This is a genomic window from Pradoshia sp. TA40_28, assembly GCF_059694525.1.
The window spans coordinates 1-22960 of sequence record NZ_JCATZO010000009.1 but is presented as its reverse complement, the minus strand read 5'-3'; the positions used below and the strand labels follow the sequence as shown (position 1 = coordinate 22960).

At 37.5% G+C, this 22960-nt stretch carries 22 protein-coding genes; 5 read left to right on the top strand and 17 right to left on the bottom strand.

Annotated features, from left to right (window positions below; all coding sequences use genetic code 11):
* Positions 1 to 642: 642 nt before the first annotated feature.
* From AC58NB_RS12835 to AC58NB_RS12825, 3 genes are all read right to left on the bottom strand, one after another.
* Positions 643 to 843 carry a cold-shock protein gene (locus AC58NB_RS12835; protein ID WP_497427236.1) on the bottom strand — a complete coding sequence of 67 codons (201 nt, stop codon included), beginning with the start codon at positions 841 to 843 and terminating at the stop codon, positions 643 to 645.
* A gap of 270 nt (positions 844 to 1113) precedes the next feature.
* Positions 1114 to 1569, bottom strand: coding sequence for a hypothetical protein (locus AC58NB_RS12830; protein ID WP_497427235.1), 456 nt, complete (start codon positions 1567 to 1569; stop codon positions 1114 to 1116).
* A 139-nt stretch (positions 1570 to 1708) separates the two neighbouring features.
* A complete protein-coding gene (locus tag AC58NB_RS12825) occupies positions 1709 to 2275 on the bottom strand; it encodes a beta-class carbonic anhydrase (RefSeq protein ID WP_497427234.1) in 567 nt (188 codons plus the stop codon).
* Between the two features lie 175 nt (positions 2276 to 2450).
* Here AC58NB_RS12825 and AC58NB_RS12820 point away from each other — a divergent pair, with 175 nt between their 5' ends.
* Positions 2451 to 3584, top strand: coding sequence for an amidohydrolase (locus AC58NB_RS12820; protein ID WP_497427233.1), 1134 nt, complete (start codon positions 2451 to 2453; stop codon positions 3582 to 3584).
* Between the two features lie 27 nt (positions 3585 to 3611).
* Here AC58NB_RS12820 and megL read toward each other — a convergent pair whose 3' ends face one another.
* From megL to AC58NB_RS12790, 6 genes are all read right to left on the bottom strand, one after another.
* Positions 3612 to 4793, bottom strand: a complete 1182-nt coding sequence (gene megL / locus AC58NB_RS12815) for a methionine gamma-lyase (RefSeq protein WP_497427232.1) — start codon at positions 4791 to 4793, stop codon at positions 3612 to 3614.
* Positions 4794 to 4957: 164 nt separating this feature from the next.
* Positions 4958 to 5437: a Cys-tRNA(Pro) deacylase gene (gene ybaK, locus AC58NB_RS12810; RefSeq protein WP_497427231.1), complete on the bottom strand. Its 480-nt coding sequence runs from the start codon at positions 5435 to 5437 to the stop codon at positions 4958 to 4960.
* A 14-nt stretch (positions 5438 to 5451) separates the two neighbouring features.
* Positions 5452 to 7128, bottom strand: coding sequence for an ABC1 kinase family protein (locus tag AC58NB_RS12805; RefSeq protein WP_497427230.1), 1677 nt, complete (start codon positions 7126 to 7128; stop codon positions 5452 to 5454).
* Positions 7129 to 7170: 42 nt separating this feature from the next.
* Complete coding sequence (locus AC58NB_RS12800) at positions 7171 to 7467, bottom strand: phasin family protein (protein ID WP_497427229.1); 297 nt, start codon at positions 7465 to 7467, stop codon at positions 7171 to 7173.
* Positions 7468 to 7654: 187 nt separating this feature from the next.
* Positions 7655 to 8653: a Gfo/Idh/MocA family protein gene (locus AC58NB_RS12795; RefSeq protein ID WP_497427228.1), complete on the bottom strand. Its 999-nt coding sequence runs from the start codon at positions 8651 to 8653 to the stop codon at positions 7655 to 7657.
* A 265-nt stretch (positions 8654 to 8918) separates the two neighbouring features.
* Positions 8919 to 9149, bottom strand: coding sequence for an excisionase family DNA-binding protein (locus AC58NB_RS12790; protein ID WP_497427227.1), 231 nt, complete (start codon positions 9147 to 9149; stop codon positions 8919 to 8921).
* 352 nt (positions 9150 to 9501) lie between these two features.
* On the opposite strand from AC58NB_RS12790, the gene AC58NB_RS12785 reads away from it, so the two are divergent.
* The 3 genes from AC58NB_RS12785 (at position 9502) to AC58NB_RS12775 (ending at position 13155) form a co-directional block, all read left to right on the top strand.
* Positions 9502 to 11133 (top strand): Na/Pi cotransporter family protein, encoded by a 1632-nt coding sequence (locus AC58NB_RS12785; protein ID WP_497427226.1) that lies wholly within the window; start codon positions 9502 to 9504, stop codon positions 11131 to 11133.
* A gap of 324 nt (positions 11134 to 11457) precedes the next feature.
* Positions 11458 to 11883, top strand: a complete 426-nt coding sequence (locus tag AC58NB_RS12780) for a DUF1641 domain-containing protein (RefSeq protein ID WP_497427225.1) — start codon at positions 11458 to 11460, stop codon at positions 11881 to 11883.
* A 90-nt stretch (positions 11884 to 11973) separates the two neighbouring features.
* Positions 11974 to 13155, top strand: coding sequence for an NAD(P)/FAD-dependent oxidoreductase (locus tag AC58NB_RS12775; RefSeq protein WP_497427224.1), 1182 nt, complete (start codon positions 11974 to 11976; stop codon positions 13153 to 13155).
* Between the two features lie 108 nt (positions 13156 to 13263).
* Here AC58NB_RS12775 and AC58NB_RS12770 read toward each other — a convergent pair whose 3' ends face one another.
* From AC58NB_RS12770 to AC58NB_RS12750, 5 genes are all read right to left on the bottom strand, one after another.
* Positions 13264 to 13530 carry a hypothetical protein gene (locus AC58NB_RS12770; RefSeq protein WP_497427223.1) on the bottom strand — a complete coding sequence of 89 codons (267 nt, stop codon included), beginning with the start codon at positions 13528 to 13530 and terminating at the stop codon, positions 13264 to 13266.
* A 130-nt stretch (positions 13531 to 13660) separates the two neighbouring features.
* Entirely contained in the window at positions 13661 to 14281 is a 621-nt protein-coding gene (locus AC58NB_RS12765; protein WP_497427222.1) for a TetR/AcrR family transcriptional regulator, read from the bottom strand.
* 8 nt (positions 14282 to 14289) lie between these two features.
* Positions 14290 to 16254, bottom strand: a complete 1965-nt coding sequence (locus AC58NB_RS12760; protein WP_497427221.1) for an ABC transporter ATP-binding protein/permease — start codon at positions 16252 to 16254, stop codon at positions 14290 to 14292.
* A 254-nt stretch (positions 16255 to 16508) separates the two neighbouring features.
* Positions 16509 to 17270 carry an SDR family oxidoreductase gene (locus AC58NB_RS12755; RefSeq protein WP_497427220.1) on the bottom strand — a complete coding sequence of 254 codons (762 nt, stop codon included), beginning with the start codon at positions 17268 to 17270 and terminating at the stop codon, positions 16509 to 16511.
* Between the two features lie 316 nt (positions 17271 to 17586).
* A complete protein-coding gene (locus AC58NB_RS12750; protein ID WP_497427219.1) occupies positions 17587 to 18372 on the bottom strand; it encodes an SDR family oxidoreductase in 786 nt (261 codons plus the stop codon).
* Between the two features lie 346 nt (positions 18373 to 18718).
* Between AC58NB_RS12750 and AC58NB_RS12745 the strand changes: the two genes are divergently transcribed.
* On the top strand, positions 18719 to 19612 hold the full coding sequence (locus tag AC58NB_RS12745; RefSeq protein ID WP_497427218.1) for an SH3 domain-containing protein: 894 nt from the start codon (positions 18719 to 18721) through the stop codon (positions 19610 to 19612).
* Between the two features lie 113 nt (positions 19613 to 19725).
* Here the strand turns inward: AC58NB_RS12745 and AC58NB_RS12740 are convergent, their stop codons facing one another.
* The 3 genes from AC58NB_RS12740 to AC58NB_RS12730 form a co-directional block, all read right to left on the bottom strand.
* The gene (locus AC58NB_RS12740; RefSeq protein WP_497427217.1) at positions 19726 to 21225 is read right to left on the bottom strand and encodes a malate:quinone oxidoreductase; all 1500 of its coding nucleotides are present in this window, start codon (positions 21223 to 21225) and stop codon (positions 19726 to 19728) included.
* Between the two features lie 498 nt (positions 21226 to 21723).
* Entirely contained in the window at positions 21724 to 22308 is a 585-nt protein-coding gene (locus AC58NB_RS12735) for a class D sortase (RefSeq protein WP_497427216.1), read from the bottom strand.
* Positions 22301 to 22960, bottom strand: a 660-nt coding sequence (locus AC58NB_RS12730; RefSeq protein ID WP_497427215.1) for a SpaA isopeptide-forming pilin-related protein, incomplete at its 5' end; no start/stop codon positions are given. The genes AC58NB_RS12730 and AC58NB_RS12735, both read right to left, overlap by 8 nt.

Sequence of the window (22960 nt, the reverse complement as noted above, 5' to 3'; positions counted from 1 at the left end):
AAAGTGCAAGAAATTGTGGCAGGCACTGTAAGTTCAGATCCTCACAGGAGATTCTCTCGAATATAGAGGAACAAAATCAATTAATAACCGACATCTCTCATAGCTTCAATGAACTGGACACGCTAATCGAGAAATTGGACGAATCTGTACAGATATAGAAAAATCGCCCATATCATTAATTTAAAATTGTTCTTTCTACGAAGGCTCTCATTGGAATAGTGTTGCTATGATAACATTAGATTAGGGATTGTACATTTACTATGTTATATTTAATCTACCATTTTAATACTACTTGTTTCATTTATTGTTGCACAAAAAACCTATTCATTCATTGAATAGGCACCATATAGGCAAAGTCCTTATTTTTAGGACCTTGTCTATTTTTTATTTTCCACAATTCTTCCCTATACGTTTAACACTATTTTCTACAGGATGGGCCCAAAAATGGCCTGAATAATAGTATAGAACAGGTTTATCCTTCTTGAGCATGGCGAACAATAAAAAAGGAATTTAGATAGACTCCATGAGCCCTTCTAAATTCCTTTTGCCTACAATTAAAACCTATTCATTCATGGAATTGGCTATCATTATATGAAGCTCATAAAAGCAAAAAAAGACTCGCACTGAGTCTTTTTAGGTTAATTAAGCTCTTTGAACATTAGTAGCTTGTGGGCCACGTTGTCCTTGTTCTACTTCAAACGTTACACTTTGTCCTTCGTCTAAAGTTTTGAAACCTTCGCTTTGGATAGCTGAAAAATGTACGAATACGTCTTCTCCACCTTCGCGTTCGATGAATCCAAAACCTTTATCTGCGTTAAACCATTTTACTTTACCTTGTTCCATAGTTATTGCCTCCTAGTGTGGATTATACCCACACAATTTGTTACTACTCTTGCTCAAATACCTTAGACGAAAAACAAAATTTTATTCTCAATCTGAAACCGAACAAAAATAATTCTTCTTTAGAATAACATTATTTTTTAAAAATATCAAACATTAAGAACTATCGGTCGGATCCTCTCATCAACTCTTAGTTAAAATGTCATTCTCTTCAACTTCATAATCCTTGAACATGTTTCTTTCTTAATCCATATTAAATCCAAAAGAACCCTCTTAATTTACTTCAATAACAAATGTATAAGAAGCTTCCCCAGTTGACCATTTACCTCTCACTTCAATGATATGCCTCCCCATTTCTGAAGGTAGGATAATTTCCTGCTCAGATATAGATAAATCTTTTACTACCGATCTTTCATCCCATAAATATGCCTGTAATACAGGCTTAGATTCATCGCTGAAAGAAATGGCCGCAATAGAACCCTTATCAACTTCACCTACTTTTAATTCAAATTCTTCAGCAATTTGATTAGGCGCTAACGCATCTGCAATAGTGGTCTCTGTAGTAAACCATTTTTTTACGCTCCACTCATATCCTCCTTTTACTGAGTCGATATCTTCTCCATTAATTTTGATCACGATAAAAGGTGGTTCAGTTGATTCGATACCAGTGCATCCTCCAATAAGTAGAATCAGTAGACTAAGCCCCCATACATAAATCCATTTTTTCATCATAAATCCTCACTTTACATCCATATAATAGGCACGGAATACTAACTAGTTCTTTAATAGGAATGAAATATCCTTTATTTCCATTAAAAAAATGACGTGTATCTCACTCACACGCCATTCATCAATTTAGTATATTGTTTTATCGCATATTATAGCCATTGACAACCACAGACAGTTCTCCAGTTGATGGATGAATAACCATTCCCGATACCGGCACTTGAGCAGGCATCAAAGGATGATTCTTAACCAAATTGACACTCTCCGTTACCGATTCATTTACATTCGAGAAGCCTTTTACCCACTGTTTCACATCAATCCCGACATGTTCGAGAGTGGAAAAAGTGTCTTCTGGAACTCCATTTTCAACCATTTGTCCAATCAATAATTCTGAATCCATAGCAGCCATTCCACAATCCTCATGACCCACGATAAATACTTCTTCAGCTCCCAAGGCATGAATGGCAACAATAATCGAGCGCATTACACCGCCGAATGGATGGTTTACAATAGCTCCAGCTGTTTTTATAATCTTTACATCTCCATTGGCAATGTTCATTGCCTTTGGCAACAGCTCGACTAATCTGGTATCCATACAGCTTACAATAACGATCTTCTTATCCGGGAATTTTGTAGTTTGGTATGGTAAATATTCTTTACTTTTTACAAATTCCTCATTATAAGCAAGAATTTCATCTAATGTATTCATTTCTCTCTCCCCTTCATTTAACCTTAAATCCATTGTACAGAAGTGTTTAAAATAGTTGAAATAATATACAAATTTTTCTGAAGGAAACTTTAAATGAAAGATGCGTAAACTATCATAATAAGGACAGTGCAAAACGGGACTTCTGTAAAGAAGTATAGGAAAGGATCCATTTACATTGAAAACAAAATTAAGTCAACTTGAACCTTATGTACATTCCATTTTTGACTATTTACACGCAAACCCTGAAATAAGCTGGAAAGAGCATGAGACCTCAGCCTTTATTGAACAACGATTGAGGGAGGAAGGAATTATATGCAAACCTTTCCCTTCCTATCCAGGATTAATTGCTGAAATCGGTTCCGGAAAACCGGTTATTGGTGTACGCGCGGATATGGATGCCCTTTGGCAAGAATGCGACGGAACTTATAAAGCTAATCATTCATGTGGGCATGATGCGCACATGTCAATTGTATTGGGTGTAGCTTTAATGATTAATGAATTGTCTCCCATTGAAAAAGGAACTGTCCGATTTATTTTTCAGCCAGCTGAGGAGATAGGTGAAGGGGCCAAGGCGGTTGTTGACCTCGGAGTTGTGGATGATGTTGATTATTTATATGGCCTCCATCTTCGACCACTAGAAGAATTACCTCTCGGTCAAGCTGCAGCAGCTATTAATCACGGGGCAACCTGTCATGTTTCAGGAAAAATCATTGGAGAAGATGCACATGGAGCTCGTCCACATTTAGGGACAAGTTCAATAGAGGTCATGGTGATGATGCACCAATTACTTCAGCAAATTAAGCTGTCACCAATCAAGCCTCATTCTATTAAAATTACCCGCTTCGAGGCGGGCAATGACAATTTAAATATCATACCAGGGACCGCTTTATTTGGAATTGATGCCAGGGCTCAAACAAATGATGACTTACGCATTATACAGGAAAAACTAAAACAGACATTTGCCCTTTTGGAATCCATATTCAGCATTCAGATCCAACATGAACAGCATCCTGATACACCCGCTTCCATTATCTCCAAACAAGCGACTCACTATATGGAAAAGGCTATTCTGGACACAATGGGGCGCGAGGCGTTAAGCCCGATGATTATCACACCAGGAAGTGACGATTTTCACTTTTATACGAAACTACGACCTTCCATAAAGGCGACGATGCTGGCCCTCGGTGCTGATTTAAATCCCGGTCTTCATCATCCAAACATGACATTTGATCGTTCCTGTATGATGCATGGAGTGGAAATCCTCACAAGAGTAATCCTCCACACGATAAAGGCTGAATCTCACTCATAAAGATTCAGCTTTATCATCATATTCTTTTCATTCACCAAGCGCTTGTTCAATATCCACCCATAGGTCCTCCCAATATTCTAATCCTACGGATACGCGCAGCAACTGGTCTGTTACACCCATTTCCAACCGTTCCGCTTCAGGAATAATAGCATGTGTCATGGAAGCTGGGTGACAAATCAACGTTTCAACATCCCCTAGACTGACTGCGATTTTAATGAGTTCCATCTTGTTAAGGAAGGCTTGCGCATCCTCTTTCCCACCTTTTATCTCAAAAGCGATGACCCCTCCAGGCTGGCGCATTTGTTTCATAGCTGCCTCATATCCAACATTTTGCTGATCCCCTGGAAAATAAATACGCTCAACTTTTGGATGTTCTTTAAGTTTTTCATATAATTTTTGAGCATTTTCGCTATGACGATCCATACGAATTGGCAATGTTTTAATTCCCCTTAACAAAAGCCAAGCGTCAAAAGGTGCCATAATACCGCCAACATCCTTTAAGATTGTTTTTCTTACTCGTGAGATAAATTCGTGAGAGCCAGCAGCTAAGCCTGCCACTACATCGCCATGTCCGCAAATATATTTTGTTGCACTATGGACGACAACATCACATCCCAACTGAAGAGGCTGTTGCAAGTAGGGGGATGGAAATGTATTATCCACAACGACTGGAATCCCATTTCTTTTCGCCACTCTTGCCACCATCTCCAAATCAATGACTCGCATAGTTGGATTAATTGGCGTTTCAACAAATATGCAAGCAGTTTCAGGCTTAATTAATTCCTGTATTTGTTCTTCTGTTTCCATTGGGCTAAAATCATACCCAATATTATATTTTTCTTTCATCATGACTAATAAATCAAATGTACATCCATATATACCGAGCGAGCAGAGAATATGCTCATTTGCTTTGGTCATTTCCATTAAAACAGCTGATACAGCCGCCATACCTGACCCAAATGCAATTCCTTCTTCTGCGCCTTCCAATACAGCAATCTTTTCTTCTAAGGAACGTACGGTTGGATTGCCTAAACGGGAATAAATAAATCCATTATCAGTACCCGCAAATCGCTGTTCCCCCTGTTCAGCAGATTGAAAAGTAAAGGTGGAAGTTTGGTAGATAGGCATGGATAAGCTTCCCTGATGTTCATTAGAATCATATCCGGCATGGATAGCAGCCGTTTCGATGTGTGTATATTTTTTATTCATCTAATTCGCCCCCTTATAATTCGAAAAATTTCTATTCCCCTCCTCTATCATATGGCACAAACCCAAATATTGTAAATAAACTTACCTAATATTCCTAAATTGAATAAAGAACTCAATGCTGATTATTAAGCAGATAACAAAAAAAGGCCTTCATCGAGACCTTTCTACCTATGTATAACTTCAGCCAACTCACCATTCACAGCTGCAAGCAAATCTTCAACTTTTAATTTCATTTGCACACCAATTTTCCCTGCACTGACGATGATCTTATCCTGATTTTCAGCTGACTCATCTATGTACGTTCGATATAGCTTTTTCATTCCCACTGGAGAACAGCCGCCCCGTATATATCCCGTCCACTTTTGAATATCTTTCATGGGAAGCATCTCGATTTTCTTTTCACCAGCTACTTTAGCTGCTTTTTTTAAATCCAACTCTGAATCTACAGGAATCACAAAAACATAAATGGCACCACTTCCCGAAGATGTGACGAGGGTCTTAAAAACAAGCCTGTAGTCTTGCCCTACTTTTTCTGCAACGGATATTCCATCTATTTTTCCATCTCGATTGTCGTATTGAAACATCTCATACTCAATCTTTTTTTGATCTAATATGCGCAATGCATTCGTCTTGACATTTCCCACGTAAAATCTTCCTCTCAAAATCTGCCTGATTTAAAGATTGAATACAGTAAATAAAGTACCATTAAGGTTGCAATAACGGAACCAATCTCTATAATAGGCACTTGCCATAAAATAGAACTACCATCTCTCGATGATGAGCCTATAATCAAACCTGCCATAATAATACTAAAAGATAGCAGAATAATCGCATAAGAAAGCTGGTTGGCAACCTTATCCATTTTACCAAGAAATACATCTAGCTGCGGTACTTTTATTTGTACACTGAATTTACCCTCTTTCAGCTTATTTATTAATTCATTTAAGCTGCGGGGCATCTCGTCTAGGATATCCGTGTATTCCACTACTTTATTCCACAAAGAGTCTGCTAAGTTTTTTGGCTTCACTCTCTCTTTAATGAGCTTCTCTCCAAATGGCTCTATCACATCAATGATATTGAATTCTGGGTTCAGTGTCTCGACCACTCCTTCAACTGCAAGGAAGGTTTTACCCAGCATAGTGAGATCAGATGGAATACGGATATGATGCAAATAGGTTAATGTAAAGAAATCATTTATTGCATCACTCATACTTAAGGTATTCAATGGCTGTCCATAGTACTTATCAATGATTTCCTCCACATCAGATCGCAGTTTATCATAATTGATATCGTCGGGCGTAAAACCTAGTTTTAGAAGAGCCCGCATAACACTGTCCGTATTGCCTCGTTTCAGGGCGATAATCATCGTCGCAAAAGCATACTTCATACGTGTATCCAAGTGTCCTACATTTCCAAAATCCATAAAAACAATCCGGTTTCCTGGTTGAATTAAGATATTGCCTGGATGAGGATCCGCATGAAACAGGCCAGTGATTAAGATTTGATTCATCATCGCATCTGTAAAACGCTCGCTGATTAATTGCCTGTTAAAATCAAGTTCATTCAACGTATCAACATCATTAATTTTTATTCCCTCTACATATTCCATTGTTAATACCCGCTTAGTAGAGTAGTCCCAATAAATAGATGGTATCTTAATTTTGTCATTGTCGATAAATTGATTGGCAATCTTTTCGGAGTTCCTTCCTTCTATACCATAATCAAGTTCTTGGTGTAAGGAGTGGGAAAATTCATCCACTATATCACTTATTCCATAATCTTCTGCCAAGCTAAATCGTTTTTCTGCTAATCTCGCTATATTATGCAGAATTTCAAGATCTGTCTCAATATTCCCCTGGATGTTGGGACGTTGTACCTTGACAGCTACCTGTTCCCCTGTGTGCAGAACAGCTTTATGTACTTGACCGATGGAAGCCGCGGCTAATGGTTCTTCCATAAATTCGGCAAATAGTTCTTCAATTGGCGCTTCCAAATTATCTTCAATAATCTTTTTAGCTTCTTCAGGGGAGAATGCAGGTACATGATCCTGTAGCTTTTCCAATTCCAAAATAACGGAGGGAGGAACGATGTCAGGCCGTGTACTCAGCATTTGTCCAAGCTTAATAAAAGTCGGACCCAGTTCCTCAAGGATAGCACGAATCCTTTCGGCAGCCGGCCGATCCTTCACCTCCTTACTCTCAAATGTCCACTGTCCTCCAAACGGCAACATATCGGATAATCCAAGTTCTTTTGCAATAGATCCGAACCCATGATGAATCATAGCGCGTATGATATCCTGATACCGATTAAAGTGACGTATCCTCTTTTTAAGCACCTGCTTCTCCCCCTAACCACACATTCTTAATGGTCTAATTCCTTATTGGTTTTTTGCTTCTAACAAAGCAATTCGCTTTTCCAGCCGTTCAATATCTTCTTTTGTAGCAAGATCCATTTCAGCCATACGTTGCTTGACCTTTAAATTGATTTGTTGTTCAAATTCTGTCCGGGCTTCATCTCCCTTTTTCACCAGTTCATCAACCATTGATTTGGATTCAGCACGAGATACCTCTCCCTTTTTCACCAATTCATCAACTAATTTTTCAATTTGTTCCTTACTGGTTACAGCTGCACCAATTCCCATTGAGAACGTCTTATTTACAATGTCTCTAATCATTGCTCACTTCTCCTCCTTGAATTTATGATTGATAGTAATCCGTAAATCAAAGTAATTCCCTTTATTACCTTTCCACGGTTAAATTAAAACAAACTTATAAATTGTGTACTTTTCGTGAATAGTGCAAATTATCAGTTTATAAAAAAAACAGAAGACTGTTCCATTGAGCAGTCTTCTATCAAAGCGATTAACCTTTGTCTATTTCTTTTTCTGTGCCGAATACAATTCCATTTTCTTTCCGGGAGCGCTCAGTGACTTCAAGTACGGCTCTACTGATTTCTATTAATTGTTGGTAGTTAGCCAGTTTATCATGCTTGATAATATCGACAAATGCTTCAATCTCATACGTCATATCATTCTCTTTTTGAGGGATGGAAAATGGTTCACATACTTTCGTTTCTCTATCAATATACTCAAGCTTTTGAATCGTTCCTGATCCAGGGAAGATGATATTCCCTGACTCTCCATGGATTTCATTTGATCCATAAGAATTCACGATTTTTGAGCATACAATAATACATACAAAATCTGAATAGTTGAGGACCAGTGTTCCCCCTCCATCTACGCCACTTTCAAGCATAACAGGGGTATAGGTTGTGGAAATAGGTTTACCAAAAAGAGCGATCGCCATAGATAGGGGATAAACCCCAAGGTCTACCAAAGCTCCTCCTGAATAGTCAGCCGAGAATATATTAGGTACTTCCCCCTCCAGGAACTGATCATATCTGGAGGAATATTTCATATATTGTAAATTTACATTGCGAATTCTTCCCACGCGCTTTAGGTTATCTTGCAGTAATGTAAAGTTAGGTGTATGAATGGTTCGAATAGCTTCAAAAAGATACACCTTGTTCTCTTTCGCGGTTTGATAAGCTCGATTCAGTTCAGCTATATTCGAAAATATCGGTTTTTCACATATGACATGTTTCCCGTTCTCAAGCATTAGTACTGCTTGTTCGAAATGGCATGAATTTGGAGAAGCAATATAGACAATATCAATCTCATCACATTTGGCCAGTTCCTCCAGTTGATTAAAGACAAGATCAACCTCATGCTTATTAGCAAAACGGGAGGCCTTATCCAAATTCCTGGAATAGATTGCCTTCAGATTCAGGGCTTCACTTTCCAATACAGCGTTTATAAAATTGTCAGTGATCATACTTGTACCAATTGTCGCTAAATTCATACTAACCTCTCCCTTGACTATCAAAATAAAGACCCATTTTTAAACAAATACAACTGTATACTTACTGTTACCCAATTAACTTTCATACGTACCCAAATGGATACTATTTTATAATGGGCTACTTATATTTAAATCATATCAAAAAAAGAACTTCCTACATTAAATTAAAATTTATTTTCCACGCGAATATAGAATTACCTTGCCAGTTAAGTAAAAGTAAGCGGAATAGTGAACTAAAAAAGGTGGCTAAACAGCCACCTTCCCATTAATCCTCATCTTTCGCATCCCAATCTTCTGGAATCGGTTCTGTTAACCATTCCTGGAATAGCTTCTTGTATTCCCGCAGCTGTTCTTGATAATTGGAAAATTGATCATTGTTAATCAAATATTGTTCCCCATCAAATACAGCCCGGATTTTCTTTTGCTTAATCAGTGTTTCAAGATAGGATTCCGGCAATGATAAGTATTCTGCTGTTTCTTTTACGGAAAGATACACTGATCATCCACCTCTTCTCCCGAAATTAGTTATTTCCTAAGTCTATCATATTTTTTGATGGTCTTCATTCAGATACGGATGACGTTACTTAACGTACAGAAATTCTTGTGATATCCATATCTGTAGGCATTCATTTCAATAATGAAAAGGATCATAGGCTTATTCGATGTTAGATACGTTTAACTCATTTATTATTAAATACTATATTTTTTAAATTTATTGATATATTACACGAACGTAAAGGTCCCGTAAATTTGTGTAAACATTTGTAATAAGTATTTACTTTCATCATTTGGTCTATAATAATTATACTCAGTAAAAAGTTTTCCAAAATAATAATGAGGTGTAAATAGTGGATGTAAGTATTCAACAGATGCTTTTTGAGTTTCTTGGCGGACTAGGTATCTTCCTGTTTGGTATTAAATACATGGGAGATGGACTACAAAAGTCTGCAGGAGACCGACTAAGAGATTTATTGGATAAATATACAACTAATCCTATCATGGGGATTTTGGTCGGTATCCTAGTTACTGTTTTAATACAAAGTAGTTCAGGTACAACGGTTATCACGGTCGGATTGGTAAGTGCCGGGTTTATGACACTTCGCCAAGCGATTGGTGTCATCATGGGGGCCAATATCGGGACAACCATAACGGCCTTTATTATCGGTATTGATGTCGGTGAATACGCTTTGCCAATTATCTTTGTCGGTGCATTTCTTTTATTCTTCTTTAAAAACCAGAAGCTACACAACTTCGGTCAAATCCTATTTGGATTCGGGTTATTATTCTATGGCTTAGAGCTAATGAGCAGCGGGATGAAGCCACTTCGCTCCTTCGAATGGTTCCATGATTTAACTGTTAGCTTAAGTGATTATTCAATACTAGGCGTTCTAGTAGGAACTGTCTTTACATTACTCGTACAAAGTTCCAGTGCGACAATCGGTATTCTTCAGGGATTATTTGGTGAAGGGCTTATTGATCTCCAAGGTGCTTTACCCGTACTATTCGGTGATAATATCGGAACAACCATTACTGCTCTTCTTGCGTCAATTGGTGCATCAATTGCAGCTAGACGCGCAGCTTGCGTACACATCCTTTTCAATGTGTTTGGAACCATCATCTTTATGATTTTGCTCGTACCATTTACCGCTCTTATCAATTGGTTCCAGCAAACGCTCGGTTTGAATCCGGAAATGACAATCGCCTTTGCACACGGAACGTTCAACATTACGAATACACTGATCATGATTCCATTCATCGGTGTATATGCTTGGGCAGTTACTAAACTCATCCCAGGAAAAGATACTGTGATTGAGTATAAACCTGAGCATTTAGATGAAAGAATCATCGACCAATCTCCGTCCATTGCACTTGGACAGGCTAAAAAGGAAACATTGCGAATGGGCGAGTTTGCGATAAAAGGATTGGAAGAAACGTATAACTACTTGTTAACGAATGATACTTCTTCATTAAATACGGGTAATCAAATTGAAGAGGCTCTAAATAATTTGGATCACAAAATAACAGATTATCTTGTTAAAGTCTCAACAAGTTCATTGTCTGCCCATGAATCAGATGAACATAATATTCTGATGCATACGATCACAGATATTGAGCGAATTGGAGATCATTTTGAGAATATCCTCGAATTTGCAGAGTATAAAAATGCAAATAAAGCAACATTCACTGATGAAGCGACAGAAGGCATGTCTCAAATGTTCACTACTACTATTGAAGCTGTTAAAGAAGCAATCGCAGCCATAGAACATAACGATAAGCAAAGTGCATACAAGGTGCTTGAGTTGGAACGCAAAATCGATAAGATGGAGCGCCAATTAAGAAAGCAACATGTTATCCGTTTAAATAATGGATCCTGTTCTGCACAAGCAAGCCTCGTTTATGTTGATATTTTAAGTAATCTCGAACGAATCGGCGACCATGCTAAGAACATTGCTGACACAATTATCGGTGAGCAAGAATAAAATAAAAAGTAGACTCTCCTCGGGGAGTCTACTTTTTTATTCCATTCATTATTCCACTATTATAAAACCTTCTAATAAAACCTCTAAAATCGATTCATTCATCTTCTAATAAACAGGTAAAACCTACCCAAAATAGATGATTTAACAGAATTTACACTATCAACATAGTGAAAATAGTATTTTTTAAAATTGGAAACGCTTTCTTAGAGCAAATCGTTTTGTGAATGTATACACAAGGAGTATGCTTAAAGTAGAGAATTTATGGTTATATAATAATAACTAATTTAATTTTTTGCTATAACAAACAGAAATGGGGTATTTGCTATGTCAGACACATTGAAACAGCAAGTAGAGACACAATCTTCTCCAGTAGCTTCACAAGAAGAGTTGCTCTCTCAATTATCAAAACCAGAAGTTCAGGAATCATTAATTACTCTATTAAATCAATTACCACAATTAACTGAAGTTGTAACAGCATTGAACAAATCTTATGAAATTGCACAATCCCTAGCTACAGATCAAGTATTGGTGAGTGATTTTGCCAATACTGCGAAGGAATTTGCAGAGCCTGTTACGAAAACAGCCAAAAATATTGCTGCCAATGCAATAGAAGCAAAAGAAAGAGCAGAACAAAGCAAAGAAGTCGTCAGTGTGTTTGGTTTGATGAAAATGCTTAAAGATCCGCAAATCCAAAAGGTTCTTCGTTTTGCCAATGCTTATCTTCAAATAAGCAACGAACGTTCTAAATAAATACTTATTCATTTAGTTTATAAGCACTTATTATATGATTTTTGAAAAATACTGGGTTTAAAAATACTACAAACAAGGGTGGAACATATCATGGCACAAGAAATTGTTATCTTAGGAGCAGGATATGGCGGTCTTCTTTCAGCATTGTCTGCACGTCAGCATTTAACTCCTGAAGAAGCTACTATTACAGTTGTTAACCAATATCCGACACATCAAATTATTACTGAATTGCATCGTTTGGCAGCAGGCAATATTAGTGAAGGCAGAATTGCTATGCCATTAGATCGTTTGTTTAAAGGAAAAGACATTAATCTACTTATCTCTAAGGTTGAATCTATTTCAGCTGATGAAAGAAAGGTAACTCTTTCAAGTGGAAAAATCTTAACTTATGATAAATTAGTCGTTGGTTTAGGCAGCCAAACTGCTTATTTCGGCATTCCTGGTCTTGAAGAAAATAGCATGGTCTTAAAATCAGCGGATGATGCCAATAAAATTAACAAGCATATCGAAGATCGAATTAAAGAATATGCAAAAACGAAAAATCCAGCAGATGCAACGATTGTTATCGGCGGTGGCGGACTAACCGGTGTTGAATTAGTTGGGGAAATTGCAGATACGACACCTAAAGTTGCTAAACAATATATGGTTGATCCTTCTGAGCTTAAATTTATTCTAGTTGAAGCAGGTCCAAAAATTTTACCTATGCTTCCAGATCATTTAATTGAACGTGCTATGACAAGCTTAGAAAATCGTGGAGTTCAATTCTTGACTGGACTTCCTGTCACAGGTGTAAATGGAAATGTGATCGATTTAAAAGATGGACAACAAATTATCGCCAATACATTTGTATGGACTGGCGGCGTACAAGGTCTTCCAGTTGTCGGCGAGTCCGGTTTAGCTGTAGATCGTAACCGTGCAACGGTTAATGAGTATCTTCAATCCACATCACATCCTGATGTTTACATTGCTGGTGACAGTGCAGTTGTCTTCCCTGCTCCTGGTGCAAGACCATACCCGCCAACTGCACAAATGGCTTGGCAAATGGGCGAATTGATTGGATACAATATTGCGGCTTCCATTAAAGGTACTCTTCCTGAAGTATTTGCTCCAGTAAACTCAGGTACATTGGCAAGTCTTGGTCGTAAAGACGGTGTAGCCGTTATTGGCGGCAATTCTACGCCATTAAAAGGCTTACCGGCTACATTGATGAAAGAAGCAAGTAATATCCGTTATCTATCACATATTAAAGGGTTATTCAGCATCGTTAATTAATACAATTAAAACTCCTGTCCGCTAAGTAAGCAGACAGGAGTTTTTTATTGGCTTTATATGCTGCAATATATCATTCTTCTAAGATCAGCTGCAAATTACAATCTATGTTCACTTATTGCCGTCTAAAAATTCACCAATTGATTGATTAAAGGCTTCACTATATTCCCAGAACATCAGATGTCCACCGAGGACTTTAATCTTTGATTTAGGTGAAATTTTCTCCGTAAAAACCCTAGCTGTTTCTGCCCAATGTTCTGCAAGAATAGTTAATGTCGCTCGTGACTTACTCGCGAGTTTCGCTTCCTCCCGATAATCCGAAAACATACCAGAAGCGAATAAATTAGCGGCTATATAATAAGGTGTTTTTACAGACACTGATCAATCGCTGGATGCCTATAATACCATTTCGAAGATAAGCAGCCTGCTATCTTTAAAGACCATATACATTCGAGTAAAAGCTACCTGGACTTTATAATAAAAGCCTTGAACCTGTTTCTTAACAAGTTCAAGGCTTATTCAGTACACCATATTTAATAAAGTGAAATTGACGCTCCATCTCTTCTCTTTTCTGTTTCACAGTTGAAAGATCTGTTAACGCCAGAATAATTTGATTGAAGGTTATATTTCTCAAAATTTCAATAACACGAAGTAAATCCTCTTTATTTTCAATCTTCAATAAATGAATGTTTGTAATCAAGTTCATTAAGATTTCTTGCTTCTCTTCCAATTCACGAGCATCCGTAAAGCTCATTAAATGTTCAGCCAGTTTGATATCCGTCCGTGTAAAAACATTGATTAGAAACTTGGAATGCGCGGAATCCATCGCTTTAGCGGTGATATAATCAAACAGCGTGAAATGAAGTGAAAAAATATCGCTTGCCTGATTGTCAATCATGCTACTGATTAGATTAAAAAGGTCACTCTTGTACTCATTTAATAGATACAGAAACAGATCCTCTTTATTTTCAAAATAACGATAGAAACTTCCCCGGGGAATTTGCGCCTCCTTAATAATTCGATTTATCGATGCATCATAAAAGGAGTATTCACTGAATTCCACTTTAGCAGCTTGGATAATCCTATTTCGCTTTTCAGTTGGTAAATTAGCAAATGTTTGGGTTGGCATATACTCTCCTATTCTCTTCGTAAAGAATCCACCGGATCTAATTTAGCGGCTTTATTAGCTGGCATAAGTCCGGAGAGCATGCTGATGATAATACTTGCAGCAATACCAAAAGCAATGTAGACAGGCGTCATCCGTACAATTTCAAAATCAATCAAGTTGGTAGATAGGCTATTGGCCACAACCGTTAATAAAGACGCCACCAGAACACCGATGATGCCACTGGATAACCCAATCAAAAACGCTTCCGATACGAAAATTCTTCTTATATCCATACGGCGTGCACCGATCGCTTTCAGTACTCCAATTTCCTTCGTACGCTCAACCACGCTGATATGAAGAACAACCAGGATCATAATCGCTGAAACAAACAGAGATATACCTGAAATTCCAGTTAACACATAGGTTAAAACATCCAGCATCTCGTTCATCATGGCAGTCATCGTTTCCTGTGATGAACCGCTGTAACCCATATCCTTTATTTTAGACTTTATGTCTTCCGTATACTCTTCATCATTTGCAACTAAATAGATACTAGTCGGTTCTAAGGTCTGACCGTTATCCTCAGCAAGCTGAACAAGATCATCATAATTGGCATAGATTAAGTCCATGGCCGCCATTTGATTGCCCAACGATATAATTCCGCTAACCGTATAGGTTTTTTCATATAATTGATCATTTAGCATCAGCGTTACGTTAACATCTTTACCGATCATATCTCCGCCCAATTTTTCAGCTGTACCTTCCGCAAGGAGAATTTCTTGCTTTCCAGGTAAAGACCCTTCTTTCATACTCGTTTCGGTTAAATTAGAGGAGACGGTTGAAATCATCATCAAGTCAACTTTTTTATCTTTATATTTAACCGCATTTGATCCAAATGAAATAAGATTGAATCCTTTTTCCACTGAAGAGACATGCTCAATCTCGGATAGTTTTTCGATATCCTTTTCCTCAAATGGTGTTTGCTCACCTACCATTGATAGCATCATAGCCTGATTTTCATCAACATTTGATGGTAACTCTTCTTCCTCAGAAGGCATATTGACTTCCACAACAAGCGGATTCACCATACTATTCATCGAGTCATTCATATAGGTCTTCACACCATTTCCCAGCGAAAGGAAAAAGATGACACTCATGATGCCTATGCTCGCGCCCAAGGAAACCCAAATATTTCTACCAAGCTTCTCTTTCATATTTAGAAAAGCGAGCTTCACTGCCGCCCCAAAGCTAAGATTTTCCCCGACCTTCTTTTCCACTTGAGTGGACTGAGGGTTTATTTGTTCAAGAGGTTCTCCTCTGTCATCGCGGATAATTTCACCATCTGCAATTTGGATCACCCTTGAGGAATGGTTTGCTACTCGCTCAGAGTGAGTAACCATGATAACCAGCTTGCCTTGCATCGCAATCTCTTTAATGATTGCTAATACTTGTTCTGTTGTTTCAGAATCAAGCGCTCCTGTCGGTTCATCGGCAATAATGATTTCAGGATCATTGATTAATGCACGCGCAATCGCAACCCTTTGCTTTTGACCGCCAGATAATTGATTTGGCTTTTTATAAATATGATCCTTTAAACCTACCTGAGTCAGAATCTCTTCTGCTCGTTTAATGCGTTCCTCTTTCCCTACATTTGATAGAGTCATCGCAATCGTTACATTATCGAGAACAGATAAATGCGGAATTAGATTAAAGCTTTGAAAGATAAAGCCTATTTTATTTTTACGATATTCATCCATTTGTTTATCATTAAACTCACCAATATTCTTCCCTTCAAATTGAACGGAACCGGTAAAGTCAGAGTCCAACCCACCAATCAGGTTCATTAAAGTAGATTTTCCACTTCCTGATTCACCAATGATTGAAACCAATTCCCCCTTCTCAAAAGAAACATTAACATCTTTAAGAGCAAGGAAATATTGACCATCTGCAATCGGGTATTTTTTATTCACCTGATGCAATTCAAGTACTTTCATATAATTTTATGACACCCTTTACTTGTTAGTCTTCTTGATGTATTAGCCTGTTCATTTATGAGACAATTTATCAAGTAAATCCAATATAAGGTGACAACCTGTCACCTGTCAATAAATTATATTAAAATAATAATAATTACCTTCACTATTTAAAATTGAATAAATTTTGTTATATAAACATAATAAAAAAGGCAGTCTATTCCTCTAAAATAGAGAAACAAACTGCCTAATCGTACTTAATAGTTAATTGTTTATTAGAACGCTGAAGTCCAGCCACCATCAACGACAAGAACTGTTCCATTTACAAAACTGGAATCCTCAGAAGCAAGGAAAAGGGCAGCATTTGCGATTTCTTCTGGTTGTCCCACTCTAGGGATTACAGCTTGTGCCAATCTTGAACGTCCCATACCAAATTCATTTATATTTTTCATAGATGCAGAAATATTGGTTTCAACCGCACCTGGTGCGATTGCATTACAGCGAATACCTTCCTGTGCATACATGAAGGCAGTATTTTTAGTAAGACCAACCACAGCATGTTTGGAAGCTCCATAAGCTGCACCGGCATGGGCACCGTTTAATCCACCAGTAGAGGCAATATTAATAATGGTACCTTTTCCTTTTTCCAAGAATACAGGAATCGCCTTACGCATAGAACGCATAACACCTTTTGTATTAATGTCGAAAATCAAATCCCATCTATCATCCTGGATATCCGCAACAGGCTCAAATCCATCCATAATGCCTGCATTGTTAACTAAGATATCTAAAGTTCCAAATTCCTTAACAGCTGTATCAATCATTCCTTCGATATCTTCAAGCTTTGCAACGTTCACTTGTAATGCTTTTGCTGTACCGCCATTGTTTGTAATATCTTCAACTACTTTTTCAGCACCCTCAAGATTAACATCAGTCACAAGGACCTTAGCCCCTTCTTTTGCGTAAAGCTCTGCAATCGCTTTCCCCATTCCGGATGCTGCACCTGTAACAACCGCTACTTTTCCTTCTAATTTCATTTAAATTGCCTCCCCATCAAATTATAAATCAGTCTGTTTTATAAATTTACTGAAATTTATATTGGATTTACTCGGACAACCTTATACCCTTCTCCAATAAAATCAACTCAGCAATTGCAACTTAACATAGCCTATTTTACCTATTTTAAAGAAAGTAAGTGTTATCATTAACAAACTCTCTTCATGAATAGTTTACCTTATAATTTATTTCTTTCAAAACAAAAACACTTAATCTAGTAGTTCAAAAGTCGGACTTTCAGCACAAATAGTAGTTATCAAGAAAAATCGGTGAAATAATATTTATGGTTCAGCTGATTTATATGTCCATCATCCATTTTTTCTGTTCAGCTTCCTTCATCTGTTGTTCGGTTTCCTCTGGATATACAGTACGGAATCTATGATGTTCTGCCGGGATGATTTCTATCATCTTTTCAATCATATGATCTGGATTAAGTTGATTTTTTAACCCTTCTTCCATTTGTTTCATATCTTCTTTACGAGTATAATTCTCTTCCTCATTAAACCATTTCCATTTTTCCTCTACTGCTCGATCATTGAAACCCGTGTCGAATGAACCTGGGTTAATGGTCGCTACCTGTACACCAAACTCTTTTAGTTCATCCTTTAATGTTAAAGCAATCGCTTCAATAGCATGCTTTGTCGCCGCATATGGACCCGCATAAGGCGTTGTCATAATGCCCGCCATCGAACTTAAGAAAACAATTTTCCCTACACCCTTTTGGACCAGCTTCCTGGCGGCAATTTGAGCTGTTCCAAGAGTAGCAAATACATTCACTTCAAAGATCGCGCGAAACCGCTCCATTGGTATTTCACCGAGCGGTCCACCTTCATTAATGGCGGCATTCGCTACAAATATATCGAAATCATATTTTTCAATTTCTCTTAAATCAATAGGATTGGTAATATCGAGTTTAAAAACCTCCATATTCACGTCTAGGTCTCTTGTTTCCCGTATAAGCGCTGTTTTTTGGGATGTCGTCTCAGTAGTCGCTATGACGTGATGACCTTTCTTCGCCAGGCCAATAGCCGTACCTTTACCAAGCCCACTTCCAGCTCCTGTTATAAAAATTGTTTTTCCCATTTTGTAATTCCTCCTTCTCCATTCTTTCGCCTCCTTTTCTTCTTCCCGATAGGTATTTACATAAACCTACCTGGTTATTGTCCGAATTGTATAGACATAAATCCTATTCTATTTCAAATAAGTAAAATAGATCTGCTACAAAATGGAGAACATATGGTTATCTCAAAACTTCAACTTCTTTTTTTATTCAGATAAAACTCCGATACATAGAGCAATCGAACTATTACTGTACTGCAGTTGAGAAATTTAAAATCAAGTAAATGGACAGGATGAATCGTTTTCTGCATCTTATATATGTGGATAAAATAAAGAGATTAAACTTATCATTTTAAGGAGAAGAGATAGCATGTTTTATAAGTTTCTAGCCATCTTAGTCGCACTATTCGTTTTTGTTTCAGGTTCTCCTATGGAAAAAAATGTACAAGCTGCATCATCCAAAACTAAATATGTCACGGCAAGTACATCGAATATCCGCAGTGGTGCTGGGACTAAATACAAAGTCATTACAACTGTCAATAAGAACAGCTCTGTTAAAGTAACTCAGACGAAAGATTCTTGGAGAAAAGTAACTGTTGGAAATAAAAGCGGTTGGGCTTCCAGTAAATATTTGACCTCCAAAAAGCCGACAGCTTCTAAAAATCTAGCTGAAGGCCTAAAGACAGTGGAGAGCAACAAGCAGCTCATTCTTGTTACTTCAAATGGCTATAATACATCAAATGCTGAAATTCGCACATTCGAGAGAAACTCTAAAGGGAGTTGGGTGCCTGTATTAACAACCAAAGGCCATATAGGGAAGTATGGATTCGCGAAGGAAAAGGATATGAAAGAAGGCGGCAAAAAGTCTCCAATTGGAAAGTATACAATCGGCACAGCTTTTGGGAGGAAAGCGAATCCTGGAACAAAGCTGAATTATCGTAAAATCACAGCTGATGATGTATGGGTGGATGATCCTAAATCAAAACTTTATAACACTTGGCAATCCAAAAAGAAAACAAAGACTCATTGGAAAAGCGCTGAAAACATGAACATTGCAGCATACACGTATGGGTTTGTGATTAACTACAATACAAAACGAATACCCTATAAGGGCAGTGCTATCTTCTTCCATATTGGCAATAGCTATACCTTAGGCTGCACTGCAACTTCTGAAGAAAACGTAAAAAGAATTCTCAAATGGTTGGATCCTAAAAAGAATCCAGTTATTATTCAAACTCCGATTAATGAGTTAACTAACTATTAATAAGTAAACCCTGCATGACTAATGAATGCAGGGTTATATTGTCCGCTTCCATTCTAGTGGGATTTAACCAAAATAGAGTATCTACCAATATGGTTAGATACTCTACTTTAAAATTAATGGCAGACCATTTCTTTTGTGCATAGACCCAGTGCTTCCGCCGTTGACTTATTGATTTCCTTGAATAGGTCTGGATTTTCCATCAGGGACATTCCATAAGAAGGAATCATCTCTTTTATTTTCTGTTCCCACTCCGTTTTATATTGCGGGAAACATTTATCTAATAGCTTAAGCATAACGTGAACAGCGGTAGAAGCTCCTGGTGAGGCACCGAGCAATGCCGCAATTGATCCATCTGCGGAACTGACAACTTCTGTACCAAACTGCAGTGTCCCCTTGCCTTCTTCCGTATCTTTAATCACTTGTACACGCTGGCCTGCCACTACTGTATCCCAATCTTCGATGTTCGCATTTGGAATAAATTCTCGTAATTCTTCCATGCGCTTTTCATCTGATAACATGACCTGCTGAATCAGATACTTGGTCAAAGCCATCTCTTTGACACCGGCTGCCAGCATAGTAATCACATTATTCGGTTTTACAGATCCAATTAAATCCAGATTGGAACCTGTTTTTAAAAACTTCGGCGAGAATCCGGCAAACGGTCCGAATAACAAGGTTTTTTTACCGTTGATAAAACGTGTGTCCAGATGCGGAACAGACATTGGAGGAGCACCAACCTTGGCCTTTCCATACACTTTGGCATGATGTTTCTCTACAATCTCAGGATTGTTGCATACCATAAACAACCCGCTTACAGGAAACCCTCCAATATGTTTGGACTCTGGAATCCCTGTTTTTTGAAGTAAAGGCAGACTTCCACCTCCACCACCGATAAAGACAAAATCCGCAGTATGGTATTCAAGTTTACCATTCTCCATATCATGCACTTTCACTTGCCACAAATCATCATTAGTACGCTTAATATCCTCTACACTGTGCTTGTAGTTGATCTCCACATTGTTATTCTGTAAATGTTCAATCAACATTCGTGTCAACGCCCCAAAATTAACATCCGTTCCGGAGTCAATTTTTGTAGCTGCAATTGGTTCTTCTGATGCGCGCCCTTCCATGATAAGCGGAACCCATTCTTTCAGCTTTTCAGGGTTCTCCGATAATTCCATCCCATCAAACAAAGGATTTTTAGAAAGCGCTTTAAAACGTTTTTTCAAGAAAGTTATATTATCTTCTCCCTGTACTAAACTCATATGAGGGATTGCCATGATAAAATCTTTAGGATTGTGAATCAAATTACTTTTAATAAGATAGGACCAAAACTGCTTTGATTGCTGAAACTGTTCATTAATTGTAATAGCCTTGCTAATATCTATAGATCCGTCCGCTTTTTCGGATGTATAGTTAAGCTCACACAGCGCAGAATGACCCGTCCCTGCATTATTCCATTCATTAGAGCTTTCTTCCCCTGCACTTGCAAGTTTTTCGAATACTTTGATATCCCATTCAGGTGCTAACTCTTTCAGCATAGACCCCAATGTCGCGCTCATAATCCCGGCACCAATTAAGATAACGTCTGTTTTCTTCTGCATGTTGCTCATTATAACCATCCTTATCCCCTAAATTGTAAAAAAAGAGACACTTTCCTGTTAGATGCAACAAAAAGAAGGCTTTACCCAGGAAACCCTTTCATCTCAAAATTTACCATATCACTTTTATTATAATGATTCATCCACTAAAATATCCACTATTTACAGATAATTATAAACTATTTGATGATTTTTAAAAAGGTAGAACCTTGTACTAAGAGGGATGGAGGTTCAAAGGAATCACACAGATTCCTAGATACCGAACAAAAGGAACATGATTACTTTAAAGGTTATTTAAAGATATTTTATGAATAAGAGATGAAGAAGCCCATAAAAACTTTTTCGCAGAATGAATACTCTCGAAAAAGCGATGTATCATTCAGAGACAAACTAATAGTTGATTCTTGATTCTAAATATCAATAATTTCCAGAAATTTTTTTTTCAAACCACTCATTATATTCTTATATAATAAAAGGCTCCTATCGTTTTCTAGATAGAAGCCTTTTGAATCAAGATGTGAGATATCCTTTAACAACAAGACGTTTAGTTCCACTGGCCGTACAGGTAACTAGAGTGATTTCATTCTTATTCGGCTGATCATTTAAAATGTCTACATTTTGGGGAGTTACTATTTCTATTGAATCTACTTGATAGGTATAAACATCCTCTCCATCTACTAAGTATATTTCATCCCCTATCACCAATTCATCCAAACGATTAAAGTGCCGTCCTTTTACTGAACTATTATGACCAGCAATCGTATAATTCCCCTTTCCTGGGACTTGGTTACTTTTAATCTGAGTTAATGCTATGTTTAAATATTCTTTTGTTGTTTCAGAAAGCACTGGAGCTTGTAAATCAATCGCTGGTATACGTAATTCCAATGCTTCCATTAAAACATCATTCTTTATAGACAAGGAAGAAGATAATTCTTCTTCCTGTCCAGTTTCTATCTCAGTTTCTTGAATTCTATTCAGTGCGGTCTGTAATTTTTCTATGTCTTCCCCTTGCTTTTGATGCATGAATAAAGGATAGAGGATGCATGCCACTCCAAGTAAAAGAAGTAATATTCCAAACTTCTTCATTTTATCCATGCGTTTTAGAACGTCTTAACATGAAGATTCCACCTACTACAATTAATAAAATGCCTAGTGGGGTTAACACTCTGAATAATACTTCTCCAGTTTGCGGAAGGCGCTCTATTTTTTCATAGATATTTGAAAAAACAGTATTCTTGTTAGATTCAGCTTTTATGTTCGCTGAATCATTTACTTGACTGCTTGATGAATCTGTTTCATCAACTGAAGGATCAGTTGAATTTACATGTGAGTCGGAATCAGTTTCTTCTGATCCTGTTGATTTTTTATTCTCAATTGTCAATTCAACATATAGATTATCATTATTAATTGTAACTTCTTTCTCTTGCTCGATCAGAACATATCCAGCCGGTGCTTTTGTTTCAGCTAATTTATATATTCCTACGGATAGATCGTCGAAGATCAGTGTTCCCTCTTCATTTGTCGTACCTGTTTTGATCACTTTCCCATCTTGAGTAAGCGTAAATTCCGCTCCTGCTAACTTTTCTTTTGTATCTACATCTACTTTTGTAATTTCAAGGGAGCCTGTCTTCACTTCTGGGATTATGGCTTTGTCCTTAAACGTAACTTGGACGTGCTGCTGGTCTCCCTCTCCGATTGTAATGCTTTTCACTTCGGGATTAATCTCATAGCCCTCTGGGGCTTTTGT